This is a genomic window from Streptomyces sp. NPDC055140, from assembly GCF_053607285.1.
The window spans coordinates 51,681-66,867 of the sequence record NZ_JBSGTG010000004.1 but is presented as its reverse complement, the minus strand read 5'-3'; the positions used below and the strand labels follow the sequence as shown (position 1 = coordinate 66,867).

The 15,187-nt window shown below is 71.9% G+C and carries 13 protein-coding genes; 10 read left to right on the top strand and 3 right to left on the bottom strand.

What is annotated here, in order from left to right:
• The first annotated feature begins 2 nt into the window (after positions 1–2).
• The 4 genes from ACWFR4_RS10425 to ACWFR4_RS10410 all read left to right on the top strand — a co-directional run bounded on the left by ACWFR4_RS10425 (position 3) and on the right by ACWFR4_RS10410 (position 7,730).
• Positions 3–3,647: a DUF5682 family protein gene (locus tag ACWFR4_RS10425; RefSeq protein ID WP_453460418.1), complete on the top strand. Its 3,645-nt coding sequence runs from the start codon at positions 3–5 to the stop codon at positions 3,645–3,647.
• A 77-nt stretch (positions 3,648–3,724) separates the two neighbouring features.
• Positions 3,725–5,506, top strand: coding sequence for a hypothetical protein (locus ACWFR4_RS10420; RefSeq protein WP_453651911.1), 1,782 nt, complete (start codon positions 3,725–3,727; stop codon positions 5,504–5,506).
• Positions 5,507–5,631: 125 nt separating this feature from the next.
• Entirely contained in the window at positions 5,632–6,183 is a 552-nt protein-coding gene (locus tag ACWFR4_RS10415) for a TetR/AcrR family transcriptional regulator (RefSeq protein ID WP_453460414.1), read from the top strand.
• Complete coding sequence (locus ACWFR4_RS10410; protein WP_453651909.1) at positions 6,180–7,730, top strand: MFS transporter; 1,551 nt, start codon at positions 6,180–6,182, stop codon at positions 7,728–7,730. Before ACWFR4_RS10415 ends, ACWFR4_RS10410 begins: the two co-directional genes overlap by 4 nt.
• 133 nt (positions 7,731–7,863) lie before the next feature.
• Here the strand turns inward: ACWFR4_RS10410 and ACWFR4_RS10405 are convergent, their stop codons facing one another.
• On the bottom strand, positions 7,864–8,535 hold the full coding sequence (locus ACWFR4_RS10405) for a lysophospholipid acyltransferase family protein (protein WP_453651907.1): 672 nt from the start codon (positions 8,533–8,535) through the stop codon (positions 7,864–7,866).
• A gap of 284 nt (positions 8,536–8,819) precedes the next feature.
• On the opposite strand from ACWFR4_RS10405, the gene ACWFR4_RS10400 reads away from it, so the two are divergent.
• The 3 genes from ACWFR4_RS10400 to ACWFR4_RS10390 all read left to right on the top strand — a co-directional run bounded on the left by ACWFR4_RS10400 (position 8,820) and on the right by ACWFR4_RS10390 (position 11,157).
• A complete protein-coding gene (locus ACWFR4_RS10400; protein WP_453460406.1) occupies positions 8,820–10,001 on the top strand; it encodes a glycerophosphodiester phosphodiesterase in 1,182 nt (393 codons plus the stop codon).
• Positions 10,002–10,103: 102 nt separating this feature from the next.
• Positions 10,104–10,622, top strand: a complete 519-nt coding sequence (locus tag ACWFR4_RS10395) for an RNA polymerase sigma factor (RefSeq protein WP_453651905.1) — start codon at positions 10,104–10,106, stop codon at positions 10,620–10,622.
• Between the two features lie 37 nt (positions 10,623–10,659).
• The gene (locus ACWFR4_RS10390; RefSeq protein WP_453460401.1) at positions 10,660–11,157 is read left to right on the top strand and encodes a GNAT family N-acetyltransferase; all 498 of its coding nucleotides are present in this window, start codon (positions 10,660–10,662) and stop codon (positions 11,155–11,157) included.
• Positions 11,158–11,173: 16 nt separating this feature from the next.
• Here the strand turns inward: ACWFR4_RS10390 and ACWFR4_RS10385 are convergent, their stop codons facing one another.
• Both ACWFR4_RS10385 and ACWFR4_RS10380 read right to left on the bottom strand, forming a co-directional pair.
• On the bottom strand, positions 11,174–11,599 hold the full coding sequence (locus tag ACWFR4_RS10385) for a hypothetical protein (RefSeq protein ID WP_453651903.1): 426 nt from the start codon (positions 11,597–11,599) through the stop codon (positions 11,174–11,176).
• 7 nt (positions 11,600–11,606) lie between these two features.
• Positions 11,607–11,966 (bottom strand): hypothetical protein, encoded by a 360-nt coding sequence (locus tag ACWFR4_RS10380; RefSeq protein WP_266668480.1) that lies wholly within the window; start codon positions 11,964–11,966, stop codon positions 11,607–11,609.
• Positions 11,967–12,505: 539 nt separating this feature from the next.
• Here ACWFR4_RS10380 and ACWFR4_RS10375 point away from each other — a divergent pair.
• From ACWFR4_RS10375 to ACWFR4_RS10365, 3 genes are all read left to right on the top strand, one after another.
• Positions 12,506–13,543, top strand: a complete 1,038-nt coding sequence (locus tag ACWFR4_RS10375) for a methionine ABC transporter ATP-binding protein (RefSeq protein WP_453460395.1) — start codon at positions 12,506–12,508, stop codon at positions 13,541–13,543.
• A complete protein-coding gene (locus ACWFR4_RS10370; RefSeq protein WP_453460392.1) occupies positions 13,540–14,289 on the top strand; it encodes a methionine ABC transporter permease in 750 nt (249 codons plus the stop codon). Before ACWFR4_RS10375 ends, ACWFR4_RS10370 begins: the two co-directional genes overlap by 4 nt.
• A gap of 66 nt (positions 14,290–14,355) precedes the next feature.
• Positions 14,356–15,186, top strand: a complete 831-nt coding sequence (locus ACWFR4_RS10365) for a MetQ/NlpA family ABC transporter substrate-binding protein (protein WP_453460389.1) — start codon at positions 14,356–14,358, stop codon at positions 15,184–15,186.
• The last annotated feature ends 1 nt before the right edge of the window (position 15,187 follow it).

The following is a 15,187-nucleotide window of genomic DNA, read 5'->3' as shown; positions in this document are numbered from 1 at the left end:
CCATGACCACCGACGCGGGCGTGGCCATCGACGCGCTCACCGATCCCGGCGGGCCCTACCTCATCGGCGTACGCCACCACGCGCCGTCGCTGGCCGCCGTCGTCCCGAGGCTCCTCGACGAGGCGGCCCCGGACGTCCTGCTGGTCGAACTCCCCGCCGAAACACAGGAGTTGCTGCCCTGGCTGGCGCACGAGGAGACGGAGGCGCCGGTCGCGCTCGCGGCGGTGCTCGACGGGGAGGCGGAGTCGGGCCCGGCGTTCTACCCGTTCGCGGACTTCTCACCGGAGCTCGCGGCGCTGCGCTGGGCCGCACGGAACGGCGTCCCGGTGGTGGCCTGCGATCTGCCGCTGACGGAACGGGCCTGGCGGGAGCCGCGCGTAACTCGCCCCGCGGAACAGGCATCCGCTCCCGCCGGACGCAGGCTGAGCCTGCACGACGCGGTGCGTGGGCGGCTGACCGGCCGCGACGGTGACGACCTCTGGGACCGCCTCGTGGAGGCCCCCGCCCCGGGCGCCACCCCACAGGTCCTGCGCCGGGCAGCGCTCCTCACCGGCTGGGCCCTGCGCCGCGACGCACAGGACGGCCCGGGAGTCGACCCGCTCGACCTCACCAGGGAACGGTGGATGCGGGCGCGCCTGCGCGAGGCGGCACGAGGCGGGCGCAGGGTGGCGGCGGTGATCGGAGCGTTCCACGCGCCGGCGTTGAGCGCGGGGGCGCTACGGGACGAGGCGCAGGGCGAGCCGCTCGCGGGGGTGTCGGCCGGGACGCCCGCAGAGTCGCCGGCGACCGGGCCCGGCGCCGAACCGCCGGCTGCGCAAGCGGCATCGTCGGCGGCGCCCACCTGCGCCGTCTCCCTGATCCCTTACACGTACGCGCTGTTGGACGCCCGTTCCGGATATCCGGCCGGGATCCGTGATCCCGAGTGGCAGCACCAGGTCCTGGAATCGGCGGGCGACCCGGCCGCGGTCGGCGAGACGGCCCTGCGCTGCGCCGTCCGCGTCACCGGCGAACTCCGCGCCGAGGGCCACCCGTCGGGTCCGGCGGACGCCCGCGAGATCCGCCGTGTGGCGGGCGACCTCGCAAGCTTGCGCCGGCTGCCCGCGCCGGGCCGGAGCGAGTTCGTCGAGGCCGTCCAGACCGTGCTGGCCCAGGGCGAGCCGCTGGGCCGCGGACGCGCCGTCGCCCGCGCCCTGGAGCGGGTCCTCGTCGGCGAGCGCACGGGCCGCGCCGCCCCTGGCGCACCCCGCGGCGGACTCGCACCGGCCGTCGAGGCCGAGCTGGCCGCGCTCGGACTGCCCGGTCCGGCAAGTGGCGGGCAGGAGAAGGAGCTTCGGCTCGACCCCCTGCGTTCCGACCCGGACCGCAAACGTGAGGTGCTGCTGCGCCGCCTCGCGCTGTGCGGCATCCCGTACGCGCAGGAGACGTCCGTCGGCGGGGCGGGCGGGGCCGACGCGCTCACCAAGCGCTGGACCGTGCGCTGGACGCCCGCCACGGCGGCGGTCCTCACCACGGCGACCACCCGGGGCGTCACCCCGGCGCAGGTGGCGGAGGGCGTGCTCCGCGCACGCGGCCGTGCCGCCCACGCGGAGGGTGGGCCGACCGCGGCGCAGACGCTGACCACGCTCGGCGAGGCAGCCGAATGCGCACTGCCCGCACTCGCGGGCGAAGCCCTGGCAGAGGTCACGACGGTGCTGCCCGCCATCGGCACCCTCCCGGAACTCCTCACGGGCCTCGACCTCACCGACCGCCTCACCTCGGGCCACATCGCGGGCCTGACCATGACGGATCCCGCCACTGAACCTGCCGCGGACCCCACCGCCGCCCCCACCCTCTGGCTCCAAGCGCTCGCCGATTGCGCCGACCTCCTGACCGTCGCCGCCGTCCGCAGTCTCGACGGGCTTGCCGGCTCCGCGGACCCGGACGACGCCCGCGCTCTGGTCGAACTCGCGAGGCGCGCCGACGTGTTCGGGGGAATGCGGCTCGCCGACTCGCTGGCGCGGCTGGCCGACAGTGGAACGCCGCTCATGCGCGGCGCCGCAGCCGCAGTGCGCGTTCTGCTAGGGCACACCCCCGCCACCGCCCTCGGCGCACGCGCGGCGTCCTGGGTCGACACGGCCACCGACCCCGGCACCCGCGCGGAGCTCACCGCCCGGCTGACCGGCCTGCTCACCGCCGCCGGATCCCTCCTGGAGACGGCTCCCGAGGCGCTCGCCCCGCTGCTCGACCGCGTCGCCGAACTGCCCGACAGCCCCTTCCTCGAACGGCTCCCCGCCCTGCGCGGCGGATTCGACACGCTCAGCCCGGCCGCCCGCGACCGGCTGCTCACCGTCATCGAGGAACGCATCGACGGCACCCTCGATGCCGACCTCCCTCCGGACACGGACGCGCGGACATTGGCCGCGTGGACCACCGCGGACCTCGCCGCCCGCGAGGCGCTGGCCGCGCTCGGCCTCCTGCCCACGGCGCCGGACACGTCCGACCGGCCTCACCTCGCATCCCCGCCCGCCCCCGTTCCCGTCCCACCGACCGGCGGCGCCCGGATCGCCCCCGCCGAGCGGTGGCGCCTCGTCCTCGGCCGACGAGGGGATCAACTCCCACAGGGCATCGCCCCGTTGGCGACCGCATTGGACGAGCTGTACGGGAAGGGCCGCGGCGAAGGCGCGCGCGGCGATCTGCCCGGCGGCGCGGGCGGCCGGGGCGGGCGAGAGACGCCCTACCCAGGTGTACGCGAATGGGCCGAGGAACTCACGGCGCTCTTCGGCCCCGGCATCCGCGAGGAGGTCCTCGCCGCCGCGGCCACCCGGGGTCGCACGGACGTCGTGTCCGCGCTCGACCCCGAAGCCGTACGCCCCTCGGTGGAACTCCTGCGCACCGTGCTCCAGCACGCGGGCGGCCTGCCCGAGGCCAAGCTCGCCGCCTTGCGCCCCCTCGTGCGGCGCCTCGTCGACGAGCTCACCCGCACCCTCGCCACCCGCATGCGGCCCGCACTCACCGGCGCGGCGACCGCCCGCCCGACCCGGCGCCCCGGCGGCAGACTCGACCTCGCCCGCACCCTGCGCGCCAACCTCGCCACGGCCCGGCGCACCGACGACGGACGTATCCATGTCATCCCTGAGCACCCCGTGTTCCACGGCAGGGCCCAGCGCTCGGCGGACTGGCGGCTGATCATCCTCACGGACGTGTCCGGCTCGATGGAGGCCTCCACCATCTGGTCGGCGCTCACCGCGTCGGTCCTGGCCGGCGTGCCCGCGCTGTCCACGCACTTCCTGGCGTTCTCGACGACGGTCCTCGACCTGACCGAACACGTCCACGACCCGCTGGCCCTCCTCCTGGAGACCCGTGTAGGCGGAGGTACCCACATCGCCGCCGGGCTGCGCCACGCGCGCACGCTCGTCACCGTGCCCTCGCGCACCCTCGTCGTCGTGGTCAGCGACTTCGAGGAGGGCTACCCCGTCGGCGGGATGCTCGCCGAGGTACGCGAACTCGTCGGCGCGGGCTGCCATGTACTGGGCTGCGCGAGCCTCGACGACGCCGGGCGCCCCCGCTACTCCACCGGCATCGCGGGACAGCTCGTCGCCGCGGGCATGCCGGTCGCCGCACTCAGCCCGCTCGAACTCGCCCGTTGGGTAGGGGAGAAGATCCGTTGACGCCGACGCACTCTCAGCCGCGCTCTCGCCCGACGCCGCAGCTTCCTCCGGTACCGCCCGAGGTCACCGCCGTCGTCGTGGCCGCACTCTCCCCGCGCCTGCGCAAGCGCCTTGACGCGGCCGTCGAGAAGCTCGCCGCGCGACCGGTGACAACCGACGGCGGTATCTGCCGTATCGCGGTCGACGACGAGATCTTCGTCGAACTGCACGCTCCCGGCGGCACGGTCACGGCCGAGGACGCGATCCGCTGCGGCTGCCTGCTCGCCCCGGCCTGCGTCCACCGGGCCGCGGCGGCGACCCTCGCACCGATCGCGGACGACGCACCCACGCCCGCCCCCTCCGACGCGCCCGATCAGCCATCCCCACCCGCACCGGACGAGGTGGACTCAACCGCACGCACCACCGAGCCGACCGAAGCCCGCACCTCTACGCCCACCACCTCTACGCCCACCACCCCGCCCCAAGCCGCCGCCGAAGCCCTGTGGCAGGCCGCCGTTCTCGTCCTCGACGCCGGTGTCGACGGCGCCGGTGCCGTGCTCCAGGCCGGCCTGCTCAGGGCCGCCCACACGGCCCGTCTCGCGGTCCTGCCCCGCCCCGCGGCCGCCGCGATCCGTACGGTGAACGGCCTGCGCGCAGCCCGCGCCGCCGAGCCCGACCACCGCACCTCCGAACTGGCCGACGCCCTCGAGGAGTTGCTCGCCACCGCGTACGGGCTGCGCCGCCCCGGCACCCCGGACGCGCACGCCGCCCTGCGGGGAACGGCGCGCCGCGCCTATGCACCGGGCGGCTCGCTGAGGCTCTACGGACTGTTCACCGAGCCCGTCCTCACCGCGACCGGCCACGCGGGCGTGGTCACCTGGACAGCCGACGCCGCAGGCCGCCTCTACACCGTCCCCGACGTGGCCCCCGGAGGACCGGCGAGGGCCAGGACCGCCGGGGATCGAGCCGTCAGGATGGGCGACACCGCACTCACGTACCGCGACCTCGCCCGCGCAGGGCTTGTGGTCTCCGGGGCGACCGTCTCCGCCGACGGACGGCTCGGTGCGGGCCGGAGCGTGCGGGCCGCGGCCGCCGCCGGAGCCGACTGGACCGAGGAACCGCTCGCGGCCCTGTGGTCCGTCCCCCTGGCTGACCAGGCGGCGAGGGCCCTCGCCAACGGAGCCACCGGAGCCACCGGAGTCACCGGAGAGAATCTGCTGTTCCTCGACGCCACGCTCACCGGCGTGGCCCGTGAGGCGGGCGGCGACTGTCTCCTGGCCGAGTGCGACGGGCTCACCGTGCGGCTGACCGCCGCCGACGACCACCCCGAACTGGCCCACCGCGAGAACCTCGCCCTCCTCGCCACGGCCCCCGGGACCAGGGTCCGTGCGATCGCGCGCCTCGTGCCCGCCGGGCACCCCCGGGCCGCCCTCCTCGCCGTCCGTCTTCCCACGGGCCGCCACGACCTCGGCCTGGACCGTCTCCAACGCCAGGACGTACCCCCCACATCACCCCTGCCGGAACCCGCACCCGGCTCCTTCCGCCCCACCCCCTCCGCGCCCCTCCACATCCTGCGCCGCCGCACGGAACAGGTAGTCGTCGCGGGCCGCCGAGCCCTGACGCACGCAGCACCCGCCCGACCGCACACCACGGCACCGCACACCACCGCACCCGACACCGCGCTCCTGCGCCGCGCCGGCCTGTCCACCGCCGCCGAGCTCCTCGACGCGATGCGCAGATCCGCGGCCGAGCGGGGCCGCGACGGGTTCGGCCGCCTCGTTTCGGCGGACGCCGACGCCTTCGCCCGTGCCTGGCTCGCCACGGCCCGTTATCTCGGCGAGGCGTCCACAGCCCTGTGCCGCGAGGCCTGGCAGACCTGACCCGCGCCCGCGAACCCAACCGGCGCACCCACCCTCACCCGATTCATCCCTGTATATAAAGCCACCCATGAGACGTCCACGCCCTGAATGAGACAAACATGTCTCACATGGTTTACCCTCGTCTCATGCCAGTCGACCGAGACCAGGTGCTGCGCACCGCAGCCGCCCTGCTCACCCGCAAGGCCACGGCCACGATGGACGAGGTGGCCAGGGCAGCCGGTCTCAGCCGCGCCACGCTGCACCGGCACTTCGCCGGCCGGGACGCACTCGTCAGGGCCCTCGAGGAGTTGGGGATCCAGGAGTGCGAGGCGGCCCTCGACGCCGCCCGGCTCGACGAGGGCAGCGCCGACGACGCAGTACGCCGGCTCGTGGCGGAGATCCAGCCGTGCGCCGGACTCCTCGCCTTCCTCGTCACGGAGAACCAGCTCTTCGAGGGCGAGTCGCAGAACGAGGGCTGGGCCCGGCTCGACGCCCGTATCGCCGGGCTGTTCACGCGCGGCCAGGAGCGCGGCGAGTTCCGTATCGACCTGACACCCGCGTGGCTCACGGAGGCGCTCTACAGCCTGATCGGCGGGGGCGCCTGGGCCGTACAGGACGGCCGTGTGGCCGCCAAGGACTTCCAACACATGATCGTCGAGCTTCTGCTCGGCGGCGCCAGACGGAGAGTGGAACCATGACCAGCACACACCAGCGCACATTCGCGGCGGAGGTGGAGTCGAGGCCCGGACGAGGACGATGGCTCGCGCTCTCCGTCCTTGTGCTCGCGGTGCTCCTGGTCGCGGTCGACGCGACGGTGCTCGGTCTCGCGACGCCCTACATCAGCGAGGACCTGGAGCCGACCGGTACGCAGCTCCTGTGGATCGGCGACGTCTACTCGTTCGTGATCGCGGGACTTCTGGTCTCCATGGGCAGCCTCGGCGACCGCATCGGCCGTAAGAAGCTGCTGCTCACCGGCGCGGTCGCGTTCGGTGCGGTCTCGGTGCTCAACGCGTACGCGACGAGCCCCGAAACGATGATCCTGGCCCGGGCCCTGCTCGGCGTCGCGGGTGCCACGCTGATGCCCTCGACCCTCGCCCTGATCCGCAACATCTTCACCGACCCGCGCGAGCGTTCCCTCGCCGTCGGCATCTGGGGTGCGGCGGCCTCGGCGGGCGCGGCCGTGGGCCCCGTCGTCGGAGGTTTCCTGCTCGAACACTTCTGGTGGGGCTCGGTCTTCCTGATCAACCTGCCCGTGATGGCGGTCCTCGTCGTCGTCGGCATCAAGCTGCTGCCCGAGTCGAAGAATCCGGCGGGCGGCCCGTGGGACCTGATCAGCGTCGTCCTGTCCCTCGTCGGCATGATCGGCGTCGTCTACGCGGTCAAGGAGGCCGCGTCGCACGGCCTCGGCTGGCAGGTGCCGGCGTCCGGCGTGCTCGGACTGGCCGCTCTGACGTGGTTCGTCCGACGCCAGCTCACGCTGCCCGCACCGCTCCTCGACATGCGGCTGTTCCGCCACCGCGGATTCTCGGCCGCGGTGCTCGCCGACCTGCTCACCATCCTCGGCCTGTCGGGTCTGGTGTTCTTCCTCTCCCAGTTCCTGCAACTGGTCCAGGGACGCGGCCCGTTCGAGGCCGGTCTCGCCGAACTGCCCGCCGCCATCGGCGCGGTGGCGGCCGGACTGGTCGCCGGTACGGTCGCGCGCCGGTTCTCCGTGCGCTCCGTCGTCGCGGGCGGCCTCGCCGCGGTGGGCCTCGCCCTGGCCGGGCTGACCGGGCTCAGTCAGTCGACCGGCTATCCGCTGCTCGGATCGGTGCTCCTGATCGTCGGCGTGGGCGCAGGGTTCTCGTTCACCGTCACGGCCGACGTGATCCTCTCCAGCGTGCCGAAGGAGCAGGCGGGCTCGGCCTCGGCGGTCTCCGAGACGGCGTACGAACTGGGCGCGGCCCTCGGTATCGCCCTGCTCGGCTCCATCGTCACGGGCGTCTACCGGGACTTCACGGCCCCGGCCGGCACCCCGCCCGAGGTGGCGTCGGCCGCCCACGAATCCCTGGGCGGCGCGGTCGAGTCCGTCTCGGCGCTGCCCGCGCACACCGCGAGCGAACTGATCTCGGCGGCGCAGGACGCCTTCGCCGACGGGCTGCGGGCGGCCGCGGGGGTCGGCGCGGCGGTACTCCTCGCGACGGCGGTGGCGGCGTGGTTCCTGCTGCGCGGCCAGAGGCTGGAGGACGGCGTCGAACACCCGTGACGGACGCGGCCGTACGGATGACGACACGGCCGTACGGATGACGCACCTTCACCGGGCGTCCAGGCGTCCATACGCATGACGAAGGGCCGCACCCACCGGGTGCGGCCCTTCGTCATGTTCAAGTGCGACCCGCTCAGGCGGCCTTCGCCTTGGTGGCGTACATGTCCACGTACTCCTGGCCGGACAGGCGCATGACCTGCGCCATCACCGAGTCCGTCACGGCGCGCAGCACGTAGCGGTCGCGGCCCATGCCGTCGTAGCGGGAGAACTCCATCGGCTCGCTGAATCGGACCGTGACGCGGCCGGGCCGCGGGAGGCCGCTGCCGCCCGGCTGGAGCTTGTCCGTGCCGATCATCGCGAACGGGACGACGGGCGCACCCGTCATCAGGGTCAGCCGGGCGATGCCGGTGCGGCCGCGGTAGAGCCGGCCGTCGGGGGAGCGGGTGCCCTCGGGGTAGATGCCGAAGACCTGGCCCTCCTCCAGGACACGGCGGCCCGTCATGAGCGCCGCGACACCGCCGTTCGCGCCGTCCCGGTCGACCGGGATCATGCCGACGCCGGTGAAGAACCACGCCATGACGCGGCCCTTGAGGCCCTTGCCGGTGACGTACTCGTCCTTGCCGATGAACAGGACCTGACGGTCACACACGATCGGCAGCACGATCGAGTCGATGAAGGTCAGGTGGTTGCCCGCGAGAATGACCGGACCGGTGCCCGGGATGTTCTCGGCGCCCTCCACCCGGGGGCGGAACATCAGGCGCATGATCGGTGAGAGCACTGCCTTGATGAACGCGAAACGGGACAACGGGCCCTCCGGTGTCAAGGGGTGGCGGCCTAAGCCGTGGCTGGATGAGCTGAAGTCTGCAGGTGAGGACGATACTCGCGGCCCCCGGCCCGTTGCACATCGGGTTCACGCACTCGATACGCAGTGTTGACCCATATTTACGCTCCGTTGGCCGTCACGCGGCGCGCAGGAGTCACTCCGCATCACCCTTCCGTTCGGTCCAAGGTCTCCCACTGGTCACTCCCGCACACCTACGATCGGTGCGCTTTGACAGGTGCAAGGCAGCGATGTGGGAGGAGTGCTCAATGGGCAAGCGGAAGTCACAGGAGTCCCGGGGGTCGCAGCTCGGCCGCCGTTCGGTACTGGGCGCGGCGGTGCTCGGCGCGGGCGGAGCCGTCCTGGGCGCGCCCGGCGTGGCGAACGCCGACGAGCGGAGCAGTGGCGGACATCACGGTGGTGGTGGCTACAAGAGCCTGCCCGCGCCCACCGTCATCGCGCACCGGGGTACGAGCGGCTACCGGCCGGAGCACACCTTCGGCTCGTACCAGCTGGCCCTGGACATGGGCGCGCACGTCATCGAGGCGGGCGACCTCGTGCCCACCAAGGACGGTCACCTCGTATGCCGTCACGAGCCGGAAATCGGCGGGACGACCGACGTCTCCGCGCACCCCGAGTTCGCCGGCCGCAAGACCACGAAGAGCCTCGACGGGGTCGCCACGACCGGCTGGTTCACCGAGGACTTCACGCTCGCCGAGCTGAAGACCCTGCGCGCCAAGGAGCGCATCCCCGCCAACCGCCAGCGCAACACCCTCTACGACGGCCGCTGGGAGATCCCCACCTTCGAAGAGGTCCTCAAGTGGCGGGAGCGGCAGAGCCGCGAGCGCGGCAAGGAGGTGTGGATCCACGTCGAGACCAAGCACCCCACCTACTTCCGCAAGCTCGGCCTCGGTCTGGAGGAGCGTGTCGCCACGCTCCTGCGCAAGTACCGCGTGAACAGGACGAACTCGCCGGTCTTCCTCCAGTCCTTCGAGCCGACCAGCATCCAGCGCCTGAACAAGCTGGTCGACAACCCGCTCGTCGTGCTCCTGTCGACCGCGAACTCCCGCCCCTGGGACTTCGTCGACGCCGGTGACCCGCGCACCGTCGCCGACCTCATCACCCCCAAGGGCCTCGACGAGATCGCCTCGTACGCCGAGGGCATCGGCCCGACGCTCGACCTCGTCATCCCCAAGGACAAGGACGGCAAGCTCCTCGCGCCCACCACGCTCGTCAAGGACGCGCACGCCGCGGGCCTGATCCTGCACCCGTACACGATGCGCAACGAGAACACCTTCCTGCCCGCCGACTTCAAGAAGGGCACCGACCCGAACGCCTACGGCGACGCGTTCGGCGCCTTCAAGGCCTACCTGGCCACCGGCATCGACGGCATCTTCTCGGACAACTGCGACACGGCGCTCCTCGCCCGTGAGGACTTCCTGAAGGCCTGACCTCCGTCAGCACGCCGTCAACACCGCGCACCCCGGCCCCGGTTGGGGTGACGCACGGCCGCCCCGGCAACCACACGCCCGGGCGGCCGCGTCCCGCCCGGCATGACGTACGACCTGGTCATCGACACCCTGCGCCCGCTCATCGCCGCCGAGGTCTCGGCGGAGGCCCACGCCGGCGCGGGCGAACCCGGCGACCTCGAACAGGCCGTCTGGCTGCGCCTGCTGGAGCGCATCGACACCGACGGCCCGCCCGCCGACCCCGCCGCCTGGCTCACCGCCGCCGTCAGATCCGAGGCCCGCCGCACCCGGCACGCCGCGCTGCGGGAGATCCCGTACGTCACCGAGCCGGCCGACGACTTCGAACACGGCCCGGAACAGCGGGCGCTGGCCGGCGACCGCCACCGCGCGCTGCACGCCGCCGTGCGCAGACTGCCCGGGCGCTGCCCCCGCGTCGTGGCCGCATTCCTGTCGCCGCAGGACCTCACCTACCGCGAGATCGCAGGCGAGTTGGGTATCTCACAGGGCAGCCTCGGTCCGGAACGTTCCAGATGTCTGGGATGCCTGCGCAGAATGCTGGCAGCAGAGGTTGCGGCTCCTGAACCCTGGGGAAAGGAGCGATAGACAACCGGCGGAGCAGGTGAGCGGGAGGCATGCACACATGGGCATGAGCGTGATCATCTCTGCGGCGACCGAGCAGGACGCCGAGAAGATCCTCAAACTTCAGTACCTGTGCTACCAGAGCGAGGCCGAGCTCTACGGCGACTACTCCATCGAGCCGCTGACGGAATCTCTCGACTCGGTCAGGGCCGAACTCGCGGGCGGCACGGTCCTGGTGGCCCGGCTCGGGGAGGAAGTCGTGGCCGCGGTGCGGGGCGCCATGGACGCGGACGGCACGGCCCGGATAGGCAAGCTCGTCGTGCACCCGCGCATGCAGCGCCACGGCCTGGGCGGGCGGCTGCTCGACGCCGTCGAGACGAAGCTCGGCGCGGACGGCGCGGCCAAGCGCTTCCAGCTGTTCACCGGCCATCGCAGCGAGCACAACCTGCGGCTCTACCGGAAGCACGGCTATGCGGCCGTGTCCACGAAGCGCGTCGACGAGCGGCTCACCCTGGTGACGCTCGCCAAGGACGCGGAAGCGGGCGCCTTCGTCGCCTAGGGCCTGCCGACATGCCCTAGGCGGCAGCCCTGCGCGCCTTGTTGAGCCAGAACATGGCAGTCACCGGGAGCAGTACCGGAATGAACAGATAGCCCATGCCGTAGTCCGACCAGACCGTGGCGTCCGGGAACGCCGACGGGTCCGCCAGCGTCCAGGTCCCCACGGTCAGTACGCCCACGAGCTCGGCGGCGCAGCACACCAGCGCCGCCCTGCGGGCCTTCTCCCCGCCGCGCACGAGCGAGTACGTGATGAAGCCGTACACGATGCCCGCGAGCGCCGACAGCGAGTAGGCGAGCGGCGCGTGGTCGAACTCCGTCGAGATCTGGACGGCCGAGCGCGAGACCGCGCCGACCACCATCACGCCGTACAGCCACACCAGCAGCGTGCCGGGGCCGCTGGTCAGTCTCTGCGGCTTGCTGCCGCTCTCGCTCTGTGAGGTCACGGACACCTCAGCCTCCCCAGATGTCGTAGAGCCGCACTTGCAGGACGGCCAGCACGATGCCGCCGGCCGCCACCGTCACCGAACCCCAGCGGGTGCGCTCGGCGAGCGACATGAAGCCGGCCGCCGGGATGCACGCGAACGCGCCGATCAGATAGGCCACGAAGATCGTCGTGCCCTGGTCGGGCTTCTCGCCGCGCGCCAGCTGCACGATGCCGACGATCAGCTGGACCGTGGCGAGCAGTGACACCACCGCCATACCGATGAAGTGCCAGTCCTTGGTCGGCTGGTCGCGGTAGGCGGCGAAGCCGCACCAGGCGGCGAGCGCGAGCGCGGCGACAGCGGTCGCGACCGTCAGGGCATCAAGCATGCCGAGACCCTATTACGGCCGAAAAGGCCCGCTGCGCGCGGCCCCGCCACCGTGGCGTTGGCCACAGCGCGCCGCGTGCGGGGCCGGGCGTGGGCGACGGCGTGAACCACCTCCTGCCCCTGCCCGCACTGGCCGCACGGCTCGCTCGGGCGGCGTCCGGGCCGGGCCTGCCACCGTCCAGGGCTGTCCGCTATTCGGACAGCGGTTCGGGGATCCGGGCGCACTTCTGCTTTACTTTTCGCATGACCACGACGAGCAGCCGCACCCTTGCGACCGAGGCGACGATGACGCCCGGTGCTCGTTGTATGTGTCGAATGTGCGCCTTCTGAGGGCCCCCGCACCGCCTGTTTCTCGCGCCCCGAAGCGAAACGCCGTGCCCTGTCCGTGCCGATGCCGTACGTGACCGGGCCGCCCCGCGCACAGTCCCCCTGGTTCCACCGCCACAGCGAGAACCGTGCTGCGTCCAGGCCGATCCCGACCATGAATGCCCGCCGCAGGCGCTCACCCGCGCCGCGCAATCGACAGTGACGGAATCCCACGTGATCACCACCCAGGGCCTCACCAAGGTCTACCGCTCGCGCGGTCGAGAGGTCACCGCCCTCGACGGCGTCGATCTGCACGTCCGCGAGGGCGAGGTGTACGGCGTCATCGGCCAGTCCGGCGCCGGCAAGTCCTCCCTCATCCGCTGCGTCAACCTCCTGGAGCGTCCCACCTCCGGCACCGTGACGGTCGCCGGACAGGACCTCACCGCCCTCGTCGGCCGCGGCTCCCGCGCCGGCAAGGAACTGCGCGAGGCACGCAGCCGTATCGGCATGGTCTTCCAGCACTTCAACCTGCTGTCCTCGCGCACGGTCCAGGACAACATCGAGCTGCCGCTCGAAATCCTCGGCAAGTCGGGTAAGGAGCGCTCCCGCAAGGCGCTGGAGCTCCTCGACCTGGTAGGCCTCGCCGACAAGGCCAAGGCCTACCCGGCCCAGCTCTCCGGCGGCCAGAAGCAGCGCGTCGGCATCGCCCGCGCCCTGGCCGGCGACCCGAAGGTGCTGCTCTCCGACGAGGCCACCAGCGCCCTCGACCCCGAGACCACCCGCTCGATACTCCAGCTCCTGCGCGACCTCAACCAGCAGCTCGGCCTGACCGTCCTGCTCATCACGCACGAGATGGACGTCGTCAAGACGGTCTGCGACTCCGCCGCCCTCATGGAGCGCGGACAGATCGTCGAGTCCGGCACGGTCAGTGAGCTGCTCGCGACCCCGGGCTCCGAGCTCGCCGCCGCGCTCTTCCCGGTCAGCGGCGACGCGAGCGGCACGGACCGCACGGTCATCGACGTCACCTTCCACGGCGAGTCGACGACCCAGCCGGTCATCTCGCAGCTGTCGCGCACGTACAACATCGACATCTCGATCCTCGGCGCCGCGATGGACACCGTCGCGGGCAAGCAGGTCGGCCGCATGCGCATCGAGCTGCCCGGCCGCTTCGACGAGAACGTCGTGCCGATCGGCTTCCTGCGCGAGCAGGGCCTCCAGGTCGAGATCCAGGGTCACGAGCCCGTACTGCTGAAGGAAGGTGTCACCAAGTGACCTGGTCGGAGATGCAGCCGCTGCTGTCCCAGGCATGTTGGGACACCCTCTACATGGTCGGCTGGGCCACGCTGATCGCCGTCGTCGTGGGTCTGCCCCTCGGTGTCCTGCTGGTCCTCACGGACCGCGGCGGCCTGCTGCAGAACGCCGTGGTGAACAAGGTCATCGGGCAGATCGTGAACATCGTCCGCTCGATGCCCTTCCTGATCCTGATGGTCGCGCTGATGGGCTTCACGCGCTGGATCGTCGGCACCACCATCGGCCGCGAGGCCGCCATCGTGCCGCTCGCGATCGGTGCCATCCCGTTCTTCGCGCGGCTCGTCGAGACCTCCGTGCGTGAGGTCGACGGCGGTCTGATCGAGGCCGTGCAGTCGATGGGGGGCAACACCTGGACCGTGGTCCGCAAGGTCCTCGTGCCCGAGTCGCTGCCGTCGCTGATCTCGGCCACCACCACGACGATCATCGCGATCATCGGCTACTCCGCGATGGCCGGCACGGTAGGCGCGGGAGGCCTCGGCGACCTCGCTATCCGCTACGGCTACCAGCGCTTCGAGGCCGAGCTGATGTGGATCATCGTGGCGATCCTCGCCGTCACCATCGCCATCATCCAGTTCGCGGGCGACAGCGGAGCCCGCGTCCTGCACCGCCGGACCGGCAAGGGCGGCGAACCGCTCCGCTTCCGCGCCTTCGCCGGTCTGCTGCCCGGTGCCGTCACCGCCGACGCCACCCCGGCCAAGACCCGCTGACCCGCTGATCACTGTCTCCCCGCCCCACCCGGCGGGTTGCACCACCCATGGAGAAAGGCACTTTTCGTGCGTAACACCACCAAGATCACCGCTGCTGTTCTCGCCACCGGCGCCCTCACCCTGGGCCTGACCGCCTGCGGCTCCGACAAGGGCGACACCAAGGCCAAGGCGTCCGACCCGCTCGTCGTCGCGGCGACCCCCGTCCCGCACGCCGAGATCCTCGAGTACGTGAAGGACCACCTGGCGAAGAAGGCCGGCCTCAACCTCGAGGTCAAGGAGTTCACCGACTACGTCACGCCGAACACGGCGACGGAGGACGGGTCCGTGGACGCCAACTACTTCCAGACCCAGCCGTACCTGGAAGACTTCAACAAGAAGAACGCCACGCACCTGGAGTCGGTCGCCACGGTCCACCTCGAGCCGCTCGGCCTCTACTCCCAGAAGGCCAAGGCGCTCGGCGACCTGAAGAAGGGCGGCACCATCGCCCTCCCGAACGACGCCGACAACGAGAGCCGCGCCCTGCGCTTCCTCGCCGCCAACAAGCTCATCACGCTCAAGAGCGGCTCCGAGGCCACCGCGACCCCGCAGGACATCGCGAAGAACCCGAAGGACCTCCAGTTCAAGGAGGTCGAGGCGGCCCAGACCCCGCGCTCCCTGCAGGACGTCGACGCCGCGGTGATCAACGGCAACTACGCCATCGGTGCCCACCTCAATCCCGCCAAGGACTCCCTCGCCCTGGAGTCCACGAAGAACAACGCGTACAACAACGTCCTCGCCGTGAAGAAGGGCAACGAGGACGACCCGCGCGTGAAGAAGCTCGCGAAGCTGCTGACGTCGCCCGAGGTGAAGAAGTTCATCGAGGACAAGTACGCCGGCTCCGTCCTTCCCTCCTTCTGAT

What these genes read in the sequence shown, in the direction of transcription:
- ACWFR4_RS10415 (WP_453460414.1), top strand. Translation starts at nt 5,632, where the DNA reads ATGCCAGTCGACCGAGACCAGGTGCTGCGCACCGCAGCCGCCCTGCTC.
- ACWFR4_RS10395 (WP_453651905.1), top strand. Translation starts at nt 10,104, where the DNA reads ATGACGTACGACCTGGTCATCGACACCCTGCGCCCGCTCATCGCCGCC.
- ACWFR4_RS10425 (WP_453460418.1), top strand. Translation starts at nt 3, where the DNA reads ATGACCACCGACGCGGGCGTGGCCATCGACGCGCTCACCGATCCCGGC.
- ACWFR4_RS10410 (WP_453651909.1), top strand. Translation starts at nt 6,180, where the DNA reads ATGACCAGCACACACCAGCGCACATTCGCGGCGGAGGTGGAGTCGAGG.
- ACWFR4_RS10390 (WP_453460401.1), top strand. Translation starts at nt 10,660, where the DNA reads ATGGGCATGAGCGTGATCATCTCTGCGGCGACCGAGCAGGACGCCGAG.
- ACWFR4_RS10400 (WP_453460406.1), top strand. Translation starts at nt 8,820, where the DNA reads ATGGGCAAGCGGAAGTCACAGGAGTCCCGGGGGTCGCAGCTCGGCCGC.
- ACWFR4_RS10380 (WP_266668480.1), bottom strand. Translation starts at nt 11,966, where the DNA reads ATGCTTGATGCCCTGACGGTCGCGACCGCTGTCGCCGCGCTCGCGCTC.